Here is a 14,507-nt window from a genome sequence, read left to right on the forward strand (position 1 = left end):
GGTTCCCGCCATATAGGGAACCATGCGGTTTCTGACGACCTTCCAGCTTGCCGATTTCGCCGACACGCTGATCAGCCTGACCACGGCTTTCGTGCTGGGCACGCTGATCGGTGCCGAGCGCCAATACCGCCAGCGCACGGCGGGCCTGCGCACCAACGTGCTCGTCGCAGTCGGTGCCGCCGCGTTCGTCGATCTCGCCATGCATCTGGATGACGCCGATGGCGCGGTGCGCGTGATTTCCTATGTCGTCTCCGGCATCGGCTTTCTCGGCGCCGGTGTCATCATGAAGCAGGGCATGGACGTGCGCGGGCTCAACACCGCGGCGACACTGTGGGCCTCGGCCGCGGTCGGCTCCTGCGCCGGCGCCGATATGGTCGCGCAGGCCGCCGCTCTGACGGTGTTCGTCATCGCCGGCAACACCATGCTGCGCCCGCTGGTCAATGCCATCAACCGCATCCCGCTGAACGAGAAGGCGCTGGAGGCAACCTACTATTTCAAGCTCGCGGTTGCGACCGACGCTCTTCCGGATATGCGCGACCGGCTCGTCGAGAAGCTCGAGGCGGCGAAATATTCGGTGGCCGATATCGATGTGGTCGAAATCGGCGACGACATTCTGGAGATCGCGGCAAAGCTGGTCGCGAGCGCGGTCGACCCGAACGAGCTGAATGCGGTGGCCACCGATCTGCAGCATCTGCCGGGCGTGCGGCATGCGACCTGGGAGGTCAGCACGACGGAGTGAGGGGCGGCGGGTTGGGTTCCCCCTTGTTCGGTCCCGGAACCGGCGCGCCCCAGTTTCGTTGATCCCGTGGACAAAGGCGGTGATCGATATGCCCGGCCACGATGACAAGCGCAGACTGAAGCTCGACCTGGCAATCGCCGCTGCGCTGTTCGCAGCAGGCGTCGTGGTGTCGGTGATATCGCTCGCGCAAATCCGGGCCGAAAGCCGGACGGAACTGGCACAGGCGACACCACCGCTCCAGGGCACCCCGTCCGACGATCAAGGCAAGACACCTGCGGAGTCCAAGCCCGGCGGCGACCGGCCAACCACGCCGGCGCCCGAACCGGCGCGGCCGGGCTCCGAGACGCAGGGCGCGGCGGGTGCCGCCAAGCCGGTGCTGCCGCCGGCTCCCGCGGAGAAGGTCGCGCCGCCGATTGAGAAGAAGTAGCGTCCCTCTCCACACTCGGTGTCATTGCCCGCGAAGGCGGCAATCCAGTATTCCAGAGGCTGCAGTGCCGGCGAGAAGCCCCGGCGTACTGGATGCCCCGGTCAAGCCAGGTCATGCCGGGGCATGACAGGAGTGTGTGAGGCGGAACGCTTCGCCCGCCTTACCGCACCAGAATATTCCGGAACTGCCAAGGATCGCTCGTATCGATATCTTCCGGAAACAGTCCCGGACGATCGGTCAGCGGCGTCCAGTCGGTGTAGAAACCCTTCACCGGGCCGAGATAGGGCAGCTGGATTTCCAAGAGGCGATCGAAGTCCATCTCGTCGGCTTCGACGATGCCTTCGTTCGGGTTCTCCAGCGCCCACACCATGCCGCCGAGCACGGCGGAGGTCACCTGCAGGCCGGTGGCGTTCTGATAGGGCGCGAGCTGGCGGGTCTCTTCGATGGAGAGCTGCGAGCCGTACCAATAGGCATTCTTGTCATGGCCGAACAGCAGCACGCCGAGCTCGTCGATGCCGTCGACGATCTCGTTCTCGTCGAGGATGTGGTGCTTCTCCTGCATCTTTCCGGCGCGGCCGAACATTTCATGTAGCGACAGCACCGCATCGTCAGCCGGATGGTAGGCATAGTGGCAGGTCGGCCGATAGATCACCTTGCCCGACGCGTCGCGCACCGTGAAGTAATCGGCGATCGAGATCGACTCGTTGTGCGTGACGAGGAAGCCATATTGCGCGCCGCGGGTCGGGCACCAGGTGCGCACGCGCGTGTTGGCCCCGGGCTGCATAAGATAGATGGCGGCGCCGCAGCCGGCTTCGTGGGTGTGTGCATTCTCGGGCATCCATTTCTCATGGGTGCCCCAGCCGAGTTCGGATGGCTGCATGCCCTCGGACAGGAAACCTTCGACCGACCAGGTGTTGACGAAGACATCGGGCTCCTTCGGCTTCTTGGAGCGCTGGGTGTCTCGTTCGGCGATATGGATGCCCTTGATGCCGGCCTGCCGCATCAGATCCGCCCATTCGGCCTTGGTCTTCGGCCTGGGCGCATTGAGCTTCAGATCGGCGGCGACATTGAGCAGCGCCTGCTTGACGAAAAAGGAGACCATGCCGGGATTGGCGCCACAGCACGAGACCGCCGTCGTCGAGCCGGCGGGGCGGGCTTTCTTGGCGGCCAGCGTCACTTCGCGCAGGGCATAGTTGGAGCGCGCTTCCGGGCCCTTCGAGGGATCGAAATAGAAGCCGAGCCAGGGCTCGTTGACGGTGTCGATGTAGAGAGCGCCGAGCTCGTTGCAGAGCTCCATGATGTCGGTCGAGCCGGTATCGACCGAGAGATTGACGCAAAAGCCCTGGCCGCCGCCTTCGGTGAGCAGCGGGGTCAGCACCTCGCGATAATTGTCCTTGGTCAGGCCCTTCTGGATGAAGCGGACGTTGTGCTTCTCGCAAAGCGCCTTGCGGCCCTCGTCCTTGGGGTCGAGCACGGTGATGCGCGACTTGTCGTAGTCGAGGTGCCGCTCGATCAACGGCAGCGTGCCTTTGCCAATGGAGCCGAAGCCGACCATGACGATGGGGCCGGTGATCTTCGCGTAGATCTGCGAGGCGGGGCTCATGGGATGGTTTCTCCAGAAAGTGCTGGCGGATAAACAGTGAGGGGTGGATCAGGCGCTGCGGCGCTTGTCAGATGCTGCGGCGCTTGGCGGTGACTTCGATCTCGATCTTCATCTCGGGCTTGGCGAGGGCCGAGACGACCAGCAGCGTCGCGGCCGGCCGGATGTCACCGAGAACCTCGCCGCAGACGGCAAAGTGGGCATCGATGTAGCTGGCGTCGGTGACGTAGTAGGTCGCACGGACGATATCGGCCATCTCGAATCCACCCTCCTTCAGGGCGGCTTCGATGGTCTTGAAGCAGTTGCGTGACTGGCTCGTGACATCGGCCGGCATCCTCATCGTCGTGTAGTCATATCCGGTGGTCCCCGCGACGAAGGCGAACTCGCCGTCGATCACGGCGCGGCTATAGCCGACGGTCTTCTCGAGGGGAGAGCCGGTTGAGATCAGGCGACGGGACATGGTCATGGGCCTCGACTGAAGGGTGTTTTGCGGGGTTAAAGGGCGTTTCTCGCACCTGCGCAACCCCCAAGGAAAGAGCTTAGCGCAGGCGCAGCGGGGCGTTGCCGCTCGATGCGGCTCTCGGTCCTCGCTATCGGAGCGATCCGTTAGGCCGCGTGCGCCTGGAGGGCGCGAACCGACCTCCGTTTGGGCAAGGCCGCACCGGTCGGGACGATCATCCCTTCGACGCCGTCAAGCGCACCTTCGGCGAACTCGATCGCCAGCAGACGATCGCGCTCGAAGGGGCCGGGCAGCGACAGCTCGCCGGTCTTCTCGGCCGTGAAGCCGAAACGGGCGTAATAGGGGGCATCGCCGAGCAGGATCACGGCGGCATGCCCGCGCGCCCGGGCGGCGGCCAGCGCTTGATGCATCAGCGCGGCGCCGATCCCGAGCTCGCGGCAGGCTGGGTCGACCGCCAGCGGTCCGAGGACCAGAGCGGCCCTGCCTCCGGCGCTGACGTGCCAGAGCCGCACGGTTCCCACGAGTTTTCCCTCGCGCACGGCCGCCAGCGCGAGGCCGGCGGCAGGCGCGCGTCCGTCGCGCAGGCGCTGGCAGGTGCGGCCGTGGCGGTTCTCGCCAAAGCAGGCATCGAGCAGCGCTTCACGCATCGCGACGTCTCCAGCACGCTCGCCGCGGATCGCGAACGGAGCGGCTTTCGAGGTGAGGGCGATCTGTGGCTTCCGAGGAGCAGTCATGGCACGTCGTCCCCGCTCGAATCCGTGCGCCGGCGGCACGCGGATTCGAGCGTCATCAGAATGGCAATGTCGGGGAGGAGCCGGCGGACCGGCTCCCGGGTTCGTCAGGCCTCAGACAGAGAGGCGGATCAGATGTGATACGTCTTCAGCGGCGGGATGCCGTTGAACGCCACCGACGAGTAGGTCGACGTATAGGCCCCGGTGCCCTCGATCAGCACCTTGTCGCCGATCTCCAGCGTGACGGGGAGCGGATACGGGTTCTTCTCGTACAGCACGTCGGCGCTGTCGCAGGTCGGACCTGCGAGCACGCACGGCGTCATGTCCGCGCCGTCGTGACGGGTGCGGATGGCGTAGCGGATCGACTCGTCCATCGTCTCGGCGAGACCGCCGAACTTGCCGATGTCCAGGTACACCCAGCGCACCTCGTCCTCGTCGCTCTTCTTCGAGATGAGCACGACCTCGGATTCGATGATGCCGGCGTTGCCCACCATGCCGCGGCCCGGCTCGATGATGGTCTCCGGGATCTGGTTGCCGAAGTGCTTGCGCAGCGCGCGGAAGATCGAGCGGCCGTAGGTCACGACCGGCGGCACGTCCTTCAGGTACTTGGTCGGGAAGCCGCCGCCCATGTTGACCATGGACAGGTTGATGCCGCGCTCGGCGCAGTCGCGGAACACCTGCGAGGCCATCGCCAGCGCACGGTCCCACGCCTTCACCTTGCGCTGCTGCGAGCCGACATGGAACGAGATGCCGCACGGCTCCAGGCCCAGGCGCTTGGCGAGGTCGAGCACCTCGACCGCCATCTCCGGGTCGCAGCCGAACTTGCGCGACAGCGGCCACTCGGCGCCGGCGCAGTCATAGAGGATGCGGCAGAACACCTTCGCAGCCGGCGCGGCACGGGCGACCTTCTCGACCTCGGCGGCGCAATCGACCGCGAAGAGCCGGATGCCGAGCGCGAAGGCGCGCGCGATGTCGCGTTCCTTCTTGATCGTGTTGCCGAAGGAGATGCGGTCGGGCGTCGCACCCGCGGCCAGCGCCATCTCGATCTCGGCGACGGTGGCGGTGTCGAAGCAGGAGCCCATGGAGGCGAGCAGAGCCAGCACTTCCGGCGCCGGGTTCGCCTTGACGGCATAGAACACGCGGCTGTCGGGCAGCGCCTTGGCGAAGCTCTGGTAGTTGTCGCGCACGACCTCGAGGTCGACGACGAGGCACGGCTCGGTGTCGAGGCCTTCTTTGCGGCGGTTGCGCAGGAATTCCTGGATACGTTCGGTCATGGCACTCTCCAACGGTCCCAGCGACGGGAGCCGTATCAACGTGACGTCTGATGAGAGTGCTTCGGCCACACCGCGCGATGGAGGCGCGCTGAGGACAAAAAACTCAAACCAGACTGTGCTGCCGTGGATTGGTTGGGAGAGATTCCCGCCCGCTCACCTGGCAATGAAGGACAAGCCTTTTCAGTAGCCCGCGCCGGCGTTGGACTGCCGGTAGAGACCAAAAAAGCCCGATCCGTCGTTGCTTTAAGTCGCGTCCCCCGTTGAGAGCGGGGTGCGCCGGTTCGCCTCCGGCTGCCAGTCACGGTTGCAAAGAGCGAAGTCACCTTCGACATGGCATCTCTTTGAGAGAGATGCTGGGCGCTCCGGGTTTGCTTCGTCCTATGACCGTCGGTCTTGCGACATCAGGTCTTCGACTTCTGCACTTCCGAAGAGCCCCTTCACCCCTTGGCGGCTGTCCGGCCTCTTGTCCGGATACCTACCGACTGACACACGACCACAGGCACGTGCGAAATTGGGCAAGAGCGCACATAAGCGTTTTGACTCTGCTTCGCAAGAATTTTTTTAGGCTGAGAACAGAATTGCCTAACATCTGCTTGCGCAGTGTTGCGCGAGCGACGCGGAAGATGAACAGGCGTTAAGTTTTTTGCGGCGCGCGTGTGTTGCTCACGCGCGAGAAGCGTCAGCCGCGCTTCGTGAAGGGCTCGACGCGTTGAGCGCCGCGGATGAACGCGGTCATCACGAGCACGCCGAGTGTGAACAGCACGGCCTGGAGGATGTGCGCGCCTTGGTCGCCGAGCCCGAGCAGGATCGCGAGCGCCCAGCCGCCGGCGAAGGCTGCGCCGAACACCTCAGCGCCGATCAGGATGGCGGCGCTGATGACGGTGATGACGCTGGGCCAGACGATCTGGCGGGAAGAGGAAGAAGGCGCGTTCATGGGGCTCAGGGGTCCTGACTTCGAGGGCCGCAATCTCCCCGAAAAGGCGGCCGGGAGCAAGGGCAAATGGCCCAAAAAAGCCCCATCGCGTGCTATAGCTGGCTGCAACAATCGAGCCACGAAACCGGACTTGTGATGTCAGAATCTCGCCAAATTACGGAAGCCGAGACCAACCCGCTGCTGAAGGCCTGGGTGACGCCGTTTGCGACCCCGCCCTTCGACGAGATCAAGCCGGAGCACTTCCTGCCGGCGTTCGAGCAGGCCTTTGCGGACCATGCCGCCGAGATCGCGGCGATCACCAATGATCCGGCCGCGCCCGACTTCGCCAACACCATCACGGCGCTGGAGCGCTCGGGCAAGCTGTTGAACAAGGTTGCGGCGGTCTTCTATGACCTCGTCTCGGCGCATTCGAACCCGGCCATCCTGGAGATCGACAAGGAGGTCTCGTTGCGGATGGCGCGGCACTGGAATCCCATCATGATGAACGCGGTGCTGTTCGGCCGCATCGCCCAGCTGCACGAGAAGCGCGCCAATCTTGGGCTCACGCCCGAGCAGCTCCGCCTGCTGGAGCGCACCTATACCCGCTTCCACCGCTCCGGCGCTGGTCTCTCCGAGGAGGCCAAGGCACGGATGGCCGAGATCAACGAGCGGCTCGCCCAGCTCGGCACCGGCTTCAGCCACCATCTGCTCGGCGACGAGCAGGACTGGATCATGGAGCTCGGGGAGGCCGACCGCCAGGGCCTGCCGGAGAGCTTTGTCGCCGGCGCCAAGGCTGCGGCAGAAGAGCGCGGCATGGAAGGCAAGGCCATCGTCACGTTGTCGCGCTCCTCGGTCGAACAATTCCTGAAGAGCTCTGCCCGGCGTGACCTCCGCGAGAAGGTCTATAAAGCCTTCGTCGCCCGCGGCGACAACGGCAATGCCAACGACAACAATGGAACCATTGTCGAGATCCTGAAGCTGCGCGAAGAGAGCGCCAAGCTCCTGGGCTACCCGACGTTCGCCGCCTACCGGCTCGAAGACTCCATGGCCAAGACGCCGGAGGCGGTGCGGGGCCTCTTGGAGCGGGTCTGGAAGCCGGCGAGGGCGCGCGCGCTCGCCGACCGCGACGAGATGCAGGCGCTGATCACGGCCGAGGGCGGCAATTTCAAGCTCGCACCCTGGGACTGGCGCTTCTACGCCGAGAAGCTGCGCCTTCAGCGCGCCAATTTCGACGACGCCGCGATCAAGCCCTATCTTTCGCTCGACAATATGATCGCCGCCGCGTTCGACTGCGCCACGCGCCTGTTCGGGATCACCTTCGAGGAGCGCAACGACGTTCCGGTCTGGCACCCCGACGTCCGGGTCTGGGAGGTGAAGGGGCCGGACGGCAAGCACAAGGCGCTGTTCTATGGCGACTACTTCGCCCGGCCGTCGAAGCGCTCCGGCGCCTGGATGACCTCGCTGCGCGACCAGCAGAAGCTCGACGGCGACGTCGCACCGCTCGTTCTCAACATCTGCAATTTCGCCAAAGGTGCCGGCGGCGAGCCTTCGCTGCTGTCCCCCGACGATGCCCGCACCCTGTTCCACGAGTTCGGCCACGGGCTGCACGGCATGCTCTCCAACGTGACCTATCCGTCGCTGTCGGGCACGTCAGTGTTCACCGACTTCGTCGAGCTGCCGTCGCAGCTCTACGAGCACTGGCAGGAGCGGCCCGAGGTGCTGCAGAAGTTCGCTCGCCACTACCAGACCGGCGAACCACTGCCGGACGAGCTGCTCCAACGCTTCCTCGCCGCCCGAAAGTTCAACCAGGGCTTTGCCACGGTGGAGTTCGTCTCCTCCGCGCTGATCGATCTCGAATTCCACACCCAGCCGGCTGCCGCCGCGCAGGATGTCCGTGCCTTCGAGAGGCGCGAGCTGGAGAAGATCGGCATGCCCGAGGAGATCGCGCTGCGTCACCGGCCCACGCAGTTCGGTCACATCTTCACCGGCGACCACTATGCTGCCGGTTATTACAGCTACATGTGGTCGGAGGTGATGGACGCCGATGCCTTCGGCGCGTTCGAGGAGGCCGGCGACATTTTCGATCCGGCCGTGGCCAAGCGCCTGCACGACGACATCTATTCCTCGGGCGGCTCAGTCGATCCGGAAGCTGCCTATGAGGCCTTCCGCGGCCGGCAGCCGGAGCCCGACGCGCTGCTGCGCCGCCGCGGCCTGCTCGAAACGGCAAAGGCCGCCTGATGGGCATGCGCGCTCTGTTCGGATGGCTGCTCGCCGTTGGCCTCACGCTCGCCTCGGGCGCGGCGCAGGCGCATCCGCATGTCTGGATCACCGCGACCAGCGAGCTGCTCTACGCGGCGGACGGCTCGGTCACCGGTGTGCGCCACGCCTGGACATTCGACGACATGTTCTCGGCCTATGCGGTGCAGGGGCTCGAGAGCAAGACCAAGGGCGCCTATACGCGCGAGGAGCTCGGGCCGCTGGCGCAGACCAATGTCGAGTCGCTGAAGGAATATGCCTATTTCACCTTCGCTAAGGCCGACGGCAAGAAGGAGCGGTTCCAGGAGCCGATCGACTATTTCCTCGACTACAAGGATACGGTGCTGACCCTGCACTTCACGCTGCCGCTGAAGAATCCGGTCAAGCCGAGGCAGCTCGTGCTCGAAGTGTTCGACCGCTCCTTCTTCATCGACTTCCAGATGGCCAAGGACAACCCAGTCAAGCTGGTCGGCGCGCCCGGGGGCTGCCAGATGAAGCTCGACCGTCCGAGCGACGGCTCGGCCACCGCCCAGAAGCTCAACGAACAGACTTTCCTGAATGGCGAGAACAGCAATTTCGGCATGATGTTCGCCAACAAGATCACGGTGGATTGCCCTTGAAGCAGCACCTCTCCCCGCCGGCGCGCGGGCTGATCGCCTGCGCCACAGTTGTGCTGGTCGCGATCGTGGCCGATGCCGCGCTTCATGATCTGCTCGCACAAAATCCGTTCGGCGCGCCGCGGCCGACCCAGGCGGCCGAACCCGAGGCCAGTGGCATCGTCGGCTGGCTGCTGGCAAAGCAGTCGGAATTCTATCGGCAAATGTCGTCGACCATCCGCGCCGCGAAGTCCGACGGCTCGGCGGTGTGGACGCTGCTGTTCATCTCGTTCGCCTACGGCATCTTCCACGCCGCCGGCCCCGGCCATGGCAAGGCGGTGATCGCCTCCTATCTCGTCGCCAACCGCGAGACCGCCCGGCGCGGCATCGCGCTGTCGTTTGCCTCGGCGCTAATGCAGTCGCTGGTCGCGATCCTCATCGTCGGCATCTCGGCCTGGGTGCTGAATGCGACGGCGAAAACCATGTGCAGGGCGGAGGGCGCGGTCGAGATCGCGAGCTACGCCCTGATTGCAGCGTTCGGCCTGCGCCTGGTCTGGGTCAAGGGCGGCGCCTTCATCCGCGCACTCCAGACGACCCAGCCGGTGCCGGCGATTGCGGGCGTGCCGCACGTTCATCATCATCATGAAATTCATGATCATCACGACCATGATCATCATCACCACGATCATCACGGTCACGACCATGCGCACGCCCATCACCACCACGGGCACGACCACGTCCTTGATGAGCATTGCGGCCATTCCCACGGCCCCACACCGAGCGAGCTCGCGGGGCCGGGCGGCTGGCGGCGCGGCTTTGCAGCGATTCTGACCGTCGGCATCCGCCCCTGCTCGGGCGCGATCCTGGTACTGGTGTTCGCGCTGGCCCAGGGCCTGTTCTGGGCCGGCATCGCCGCGACCTTCCTGATGGGATTGGGCACCGCGATCACCGTTGCGGCCATCGCGGTCGTCGCCGTCTCCGCCAAGGACGTCGCCGCCCGCTTCAGCGCAGGCCGCGACGGCGGCGGCGCGCTGTTCATGCGCGGCATCGAATTCGGTGCCGCGGGCGTGGTGCTGCTGTTCGGCGTCGGCCTCTTGTTCGGCTATATCGCGGCCGAACGGACGACGTGTTTCTGAGCCCAAGCCCTCGTGTCCCGGACGCAGCGCAGCGTCCCTTCGACGAGCCGGGGCCCATCTCTCCGTGTGGTAGTGTCTGGCGTTCTGGGGCCCGGATCTGCGGAGCAGCGCAAGAGCGCTGCACCGCGTCCGGGACACGGCAGCGAGAAACTCACACCGGCAGAAACCGCTTCAAGGCCGGCATGAAGAAGATCCCGAGATTGATCGCAAAGCCGATGCTCCAGAGGATCGAGCGCAGCGTCGGGCGGTTGCCGAGATAGGTCAGCACATAGGCGATCCGCACGATCAGGAACAGCGCGGCGAGCTCGTCGATCAGCCGCTGCGGCGAGTCCCTGTATTCGGCGAGCAGCACCGCGAAGGCGAAGAATGGGAAGGTTTCGATGCCGTTCTGGTGAGCGCCCAGCGCGCGCTGCGCGATGGGGTCCTCATAGAAGGCAGGATCGCGCGGCCGGGAATTGTCGAAGCTGCGAAACCTGATCCATTTGATCGAGCCGATCGTGGACAGATACAGCAACAGCGCTCCCAATACGCACCATTCCGCGAGCGTCATCTTCCCTTCCCCGCTTGGGTGCGACCCTAGCGAAACCGCCCTCGTCTTGACAAGTTCGGACCAACGCGCGACCCAACCAGCCATGAACAGCGTCGTCCCCCTCGAGACTGTGAAACCGGCCGGCCGATCCGTCCTGCCGCGCGTCGGCGTGCTCCTGATCAATCTCGGAACGCCTGACACCGCCGATGCGCCGGGCGTGCGGGTCTATCTCAAGGAGTTCCTCAGTGACGTCCGCGTCATCGAGAACCAGGGCCTGATCTGGAAGCTGGTGCTGAACGGCATCATTCTGCGCAGCCGTCCCCGCACCAAGGCGCTCGACTACGGCAAGATCTGGAACAATGAGCAGAACGAGTCGCCGCTGAAGACCATCACGCGGTCGCAAGCCGGCAAGCTCGCCGCCGGACTGTCGGACTACGCCCATGTCGTGGTGGACTGGGCGATGCGCTACGGCAATCCCTCGATCAAGTCGGGCATCGATACGCTGATCGCGAAAGGCTGCGAGCGCATTCTCGCCGTCCCGCTCTATCCGCAATACTCCGCCTCGACCTCGGCAACCGTCTGCGACGAAGTGTTCCGCGTGCTCGCCCGTCTGCGCAACCAGCCGACGCTGCGGGTGACGCCGCCCTATTATGAGGATGCGGCCTATATCGAGGCGCTCGCGACCTCGATCGAGACGCATCTGGCGAGCCTGCCGTTCGCGCCGGAGCTGATCGTGGCGTCCTTCCACGGCATGCCGAAATCCTATGTCGACAAGGGCGATCCCTATCAGACCCATTGCATCGCCACGACCGAGGCACTGCGCCGCCGGCTCGGCATGGACGAGACGAAGCTGCTGCTGACCTTCCAGTCGCGCTTCGGCAATGACGAATGGCTCCAGCCCTATACCGACAAGACCATGGAGCGGCTCGCCAGCGAAGGCGTGCGCCGCATCGCGGTGGTGACGCCGGGCTTCTCCGCCGACTGCCTGGAGACGCTGGAGGAGATCGCGCAGGAGAATGCCGAGATCTTCAAGCACAATGGCGGCGAGCAGTTTTCCGCGATCCCGTGCCTCAACGACAGCGAACCAGGCATGGACGTGATCCGCACCCTGGTGCTGCGCGAGCTTCAGGGCTGGATCTGACGTTAACCTTTGGCGCTAGGTCTGCTCCGGCATCCTTTCAAGAGCTTCCTCCCAAATACATAATCGTTGCCATTCCCTCTCGGTACGCCTTGTGCGGAATTGCGCCCATGCCGACGTTACTCGCGACCGCTGAACCGGTAGGGTATCGATCCCGACCAATGACAGCGCCGGAAAGGGCTTTTTCCCGATTTTTCCCGGCTTGGAGGAGATATGAGCGGCTTCGACATTTTCGCGATTGTTCTGGTGTTGCTCGTCATCGTCACGCTGGTGGCCGGCGTGAAGACGGTCCCGCAGGGCTATGACTGGACCATCGAGCGGTTCGGCAAATACACCCAGACGCTCAGCCCCGGGCTCAATCTGATCGTGCCCTATTTCGATCGCGTCGGACGCAAGATCAACATGATGGAGCAGGTGATCGACATCCCCGAGCAGGAGGTGATCACCAAGGACAACGCGACCGTCACGGTGGACGGCGTCGCCTTTTATCAGGTGTTCGATGCGGCGAAGGCGAGCTACGAGGTCGCCAACCTGAACCAGGCCATCACGGTTCTCACCATGACCAACATCCGCTCGGTGATGGGCTCCATGGATCTCGACCAGGTGCTGTCGCACCGCGACGAGATCAATGAGCGCCTCTTGCGCGTGGTCGACGCTGCGGTCTCGCCCTGGGGCGTCAAGGTCAATCGCATCGAGATCAAGGACATCGTTCCGCCCGCCGACCTCGTCGAAGCCATGGGCCGGCAGATGAAGGCCGAGCGCGTCAAGCGCGCCGACATCCTCGCCGCCGAAGGCCAGCGCCAGTCCGAGATCCTGCGCGCCGAGGGCGCCAAGCAGGGTCAGATCCTCCAGGCGGAGGGCCGGCGCGAAGCCGCCTTCCGCGACGCCGAGGCGCGCGAGCGTCTGGCCGAGGCCGAGGCGAAAGCGACCCAGGCCGTATCGGAGGCCATTTCCAAGGGCGACGTCGCCGCGTTGAACTATTTCATCGCCGATAAATATATCAAGGCGTTCGGCCAGTTCGCGGATGCGCCGAACCAGAAGATCATCATGTTGCCGGTGGAAGCCGTGAGCATGCTTGGCTCGCTCGCCGGCATCGGCGAGATCGCCAAGGCAACGTTCGGCGAAAGTGCCGCATCCGCAGCCGCTGCCGCGCGCCGAAGCGGATCGGTCCCGTCGTCGGGCCCGACGCCCGCGGTGCCGCCGCAGTAAACGGGGCTATTTTACAGAGGTCGTGTCATGACCGACATATTCGCATCGCTGGGCAACTGGAACTGGCTGATCTTCGGCTTCATCCTGATGGCGCTGGAGGTGCTGGCGCCCGGCATCTTCCTGTTCTGGCTCGGACTTGCGGCATTGCTGGTGGGCCTGATCTCGTTCGCTGTTGCCATGTCCTGGCAGATCCAGCTCGTCATGTTCGCGATCTTCGCCGCCGCAGCTGTGCCGGTGTGGCGCCGCCTCGCCAAGCCGAAGCCGGACGCGAGCACGAGCTCATTTCTCAACAAGCGCGCCGAGGCCTTGCTCGGCCGTGAGTTCACGCTGGAGAAGCCGATCATCGACGGTTCAGGCACAATGCGCATCGGCGACACGGTATGGCGTGTTGCGGGCCCGGATACGCCGGCGGGGACGCGGGTGAAGGTGGTGCAGGTGGACGGTGCGAACCTCACGGTCGCCGCGGCGTGATTCTTTCCCTCTCCCACAACGGGAGAAGGAAGAAAGGAGCATGCGGCACGCTTTCAGATTCTACCTCTTCCACCTCTCCGCAAACCTATGCAGCGGCATGAACGTCTCGCACAGCTCGCGCCCCAGCGTCGTCAGTCCGTAACCTCCGCCGTCGCCCAACTCCACGAATCCTGCCTCGCGCAGTTCGGTCAGCCTCGCTTGCAGCACCGTGGGCGAGGCTTGATCACAGGCGGTGCGCAGGGCGCGCGAGGTGAGGGGCTCTCCGCGCAGCTCCCAGAGAATCCGCAGGCTCCAGCGTCGGCCGAGCAGGTCGAGCAGCACCATGATCGGCCGGCCCGTGCGCGAGCCGCGGACGCTGCGTGTCGTCGTGCCAGCCTGTTTAGCCATCGTCACCTCTTGCGTTGTGCTACAGATAATGTAGCGTATCGCTACGATAATTGTAGCAACGGAGACCGCCCATGTCCGGGGCCTCGCCGCGCATCGCACCGCTCACTCCGCCTTATCCCCCGGAGATCCAGGCGCAGTTCGACCGCATCATGCGCGGCGCGCCGCCGCTGGTGCTGTTCCGGGTGATGGCGGGGCACGGCCGCGCCTGGGACAAGTTCCGCGCCGGCGGCCTGCTCGACGCCGGGCCGCTGTCGCTCCGCGACCGCGAGATCGTCATCGACCGCACCTGCGCGCTGAACAGATGCGAATATGAATGGGGCGTGCACGTCGCGATCTTTGCCGGGCCGGCAAAGCTCACCCAGGACGAAGTGCGGGCGACGGTGCAGGGCGATGCAGCATCAACATGCTGGTCGCCGGCCGAGCAGGCGCTGATCGCAGCCGTCGACGCGTTGCATCATCGCGCGACATTCACGGACGAGGAGTTCGCAGCGCTGTCGGCGCATTACGACGAGGCGCAAATCCTGGAGATCATGCTGCTGTGCGGCTACTACCGCACGGTGTCCTACCTGGCGAACGGGCTGCGGCTGCCGCTGGAGGAGAACGCGGAGCGGTTTCCGGCGTAGGTCTCTCCACCGTCATTT

At 64.9% G+C, this 14,507-nt stretch carries 16 protein-coding genes; 9 read left to right on the forward strand and 7 right to left on the reverse strand.

The annotated features are described in order from the left end of the window. Window positions 1-22: 22 nt before the first annotated feature. Both P6U27_RS04570 and P6U27_RS04575 read left to right on the forward strand, forming a co-directional pair. Window positions 23-739 carry an MgtC/SapB family protein gene (locus P6U27_RS04570; protein WP_122400847.1) on the forward strand — a complete coding sequence of 239 codons (717 nt, stop codon included), beginning with the start codon at window positions 23-25 and terminating at the stop codon, window positions 737-739. A gap of 88 nt (window positions 740-827) precedes the next feature. Then, the gene (locus tag P6U27_RS04575) at window positions 828-1,166 is read left to right on the forward strand and encodes a hypothetical protein (RefSeq protein WP_162500540.1); all 339 of its coding nucleotides are present in this window, start codon (window positions 828-830) and stop codon (window positions 1,164-1,166) included. Between the two features lie 160 nt (window positions 1,167-1,326). Here the strand turns inward: P6U27_RS04575 and P6U27_RS04580 are convergent, their stop codons facing one another. The 5 genes from P6U27_RS04580 to P6U27_RS04600 all read right to left on the reverse strand — a co-directional run bounded on the left by P6U27_RS04580 (window position 1,327) and on the right by P6U27_RS04600 (window position 6,165). After that, a complete protein-coding gene (locus P6U27_RS04580) occupies window positions 1,327-2,769 on the reverse strand; it encodes a homospermidine synthase (protein WP_122400848.1) in 1,443 nt (480 codons plus the stop codon). 67 nt (window positions 2,770-2,836) lie between these two features. After that, on the reverse strand, window positions 2,837-3,226 hold the full coding sequence (locus tag P6U27_RS04585; protein ID WP_209294676.1) for a RidA family protein: 390 nt from the start codon (window positions 3,224-3,226) through the stop codon (window positions 2,837-2,839). Window positions 3,227-3,372: 146 nt separating this feature from the next. After that, a complete protein-coding gene (locus P6U27_RS04590; protein WP_209294641.1) occupies window positions 3,373-3,960 on the reverse strand; it encodes a GNAT family N-acetyltransferase in 588 nt (195 codons plus the stop codon). 128 nt (window positions 3,961-4,088) lie between these two features. Beyond that, window positions 4,089-5,231, reverse strand: a complete 1,143-nt coding sequence (locus P6U27_RS04595) for a type III PLP-dependent enzyme (RefSeq protein WP_122400850.1) — start codon at window positions 5,229-5,231, stop codon at window positions 4,089-4,091. A gap of 679 nt (window positions 5,232-5,910) precedes the next feature. Continuing rightward, window positions 5,911-6,165: a hypothetical protein gene (locus P6U27_RS04600; RefSeq protein ID WP_122400851.1), complete on the reverse strand. Its 255-nt coding sequence runs from the start codon at window positions 6,163-6,165 to the stop codon at window positions 5,911-5,913. 135 nt (window positions 6,166-6,300) lie between these two features. Between P6U27_RS04600 and P6U27_RS04605 the strand changes: the two genes are divergently transcribed. From P6U27_RS04605 to P6U27_RS04615, 3 genes are read left to right on the forward strand one after another with little or no spacing between them, the layout of a single operon-like run. Then, window positions 6,301-8,382: a M3 family metallopeptidase gene (locus tag P6U27_RS04605; RefSeq protein ID WP_209294642.1), complete on the forward strand. Its 2,082-nt coding sequence runs from the start codon at window positions 6,301-6,303 to the stop codon at window positions 8,380-8,382. Further along, the gene (locus P6U27_RS04610; RefSeq protein WP_209294643.1) at window positions 8,382-9,020 is read left to right on the forward strand and encodes a DUF1007 family protein; all 639 of its coding nucleotides are present in this window, start codon (window positions 8,382-8,384) and stop codon (window positions 9,018-9,020) included. Before P6U27_RS04605 ends, P6U27_RS04610 begins: the two co-directional genes overlap by 1 nt. Further along, complete coding sequence (locus tag P6U27_RS04615; RefSeq protein WP_407193709.1) at window positions 9,017-10,132, forward strand: nickel/cobalt transporter; 1,116 nt, start codon at window positions 9,017-9,019, stop codon at window positions 10,130-10,132. Before P6U27_RS04610 ends, P6U27_RS04615 begins: the two co-directional genes overlap by 4 nt. A 151-nt stretch (window positions 10,133-10,283) precedes the next feature. Here P6U27_RS04615 and P6U27_RS04620 read toward each other — a convergent pair whose 3' ends face one another. Further along, window positions 10,284-10,682, reverse strand: coding sequence for an MAPEG family protein (locus P6U27_RS04620; RefSeq protein ID WP_122400855.1), 399 nt, complete (start codon window positions 10,680-10,682; stop codon window positions 10,284-10,286). A gap of 82 nt (window positions 10,683-10,764) precedes the next feature. Here P6U27_RS04620 and hemH point away from each other — a divergent pair, with 82 nt between their 5' ends. The 3 genes from hemH to P6U27_RS04635 all read left to right on the forward strand — a co-directional run bounded on the left by hemH (window position 10,765) and on the right by P6U27_RS04635 (window position 13,479). Beyond that, entirely contained in the window at window positions 10,765-11,802 is a 1,038-nt protein-coding gene (gene hemH, locus P6U27_RS04625; RefSeq protein WP_122400856.1) for a ferrochelatase, read from the forward strand. Window positions 11,803-12,012: 210 nt separating this feature from the next. Beyond that, entirely contained in the window at window positions 12,013-13,008 is a 996-nt protein-coding gene (locus tag P6U27_RS04630) for an SPFH domain-containing protein (protein WP_209294645.1), read from the forward strand. A gap of 27 nt (window positions 13,009-13,035) precedes the next feature. After that, window positions 13,036-13,479: an NfeD family protein gene (locus P6U27_RS04635; protein ID WP_122400858.1), complete on the forward strand. Its 444-nt coding sequence runs from the start codon at window positions 13,036-13,038 to the stop codon at window positions 13,477-13,479. 60 nt (window positions 13,480-13,539) lie between these two features. On the opposite strand, the gene P6U27_RS04640 is transcribed toward P6U27_RS04635, so the two are convergent. Further along, window positions 13,540-13,866, reverse strand: coding sequence for a winged helix-turn-helix transcriptional regulator (locus P6U27_RS04640; protein WP_407193710.1), 327 nt, complete (start codon window positions 13,864-13,866; stop codon window positions 13,540-13,542). Between the two features lie 71 nt (window positions 13,867-13,937). Here P6U27_RS04640 and P6U27_RS04645 point away from each other — a divergent pair, with 71 nt between their 5' ends. Beyond that, window positions 13,938-14,489, forward strand: coding sequence for a carboxymuconolactone decarboxylase family protein (locus P6U27_RS04645; RefSeq protein WP_407193711.1), 552 nt, complete (start codon window positions 13,938-13,940; stop codon window positions 14,487-14,489). The last annotated feature ends 18 nt before the right edge of the window (window positions 14,490-14,507 follow it).

Origin of the sequence: Bradyrhizobium sp. STM 3566, assembly GCF_045571445.1 — a bacterium.
In the GTDB taxonomy this organism is placed as follows: domain Bacteria; phylum Pseudomonadota; class Alphaproteobacteria; order Rhizobiales; family Xanthobacteraceae; genus Bradyrhizobium; species Bradyrhizobium vignae.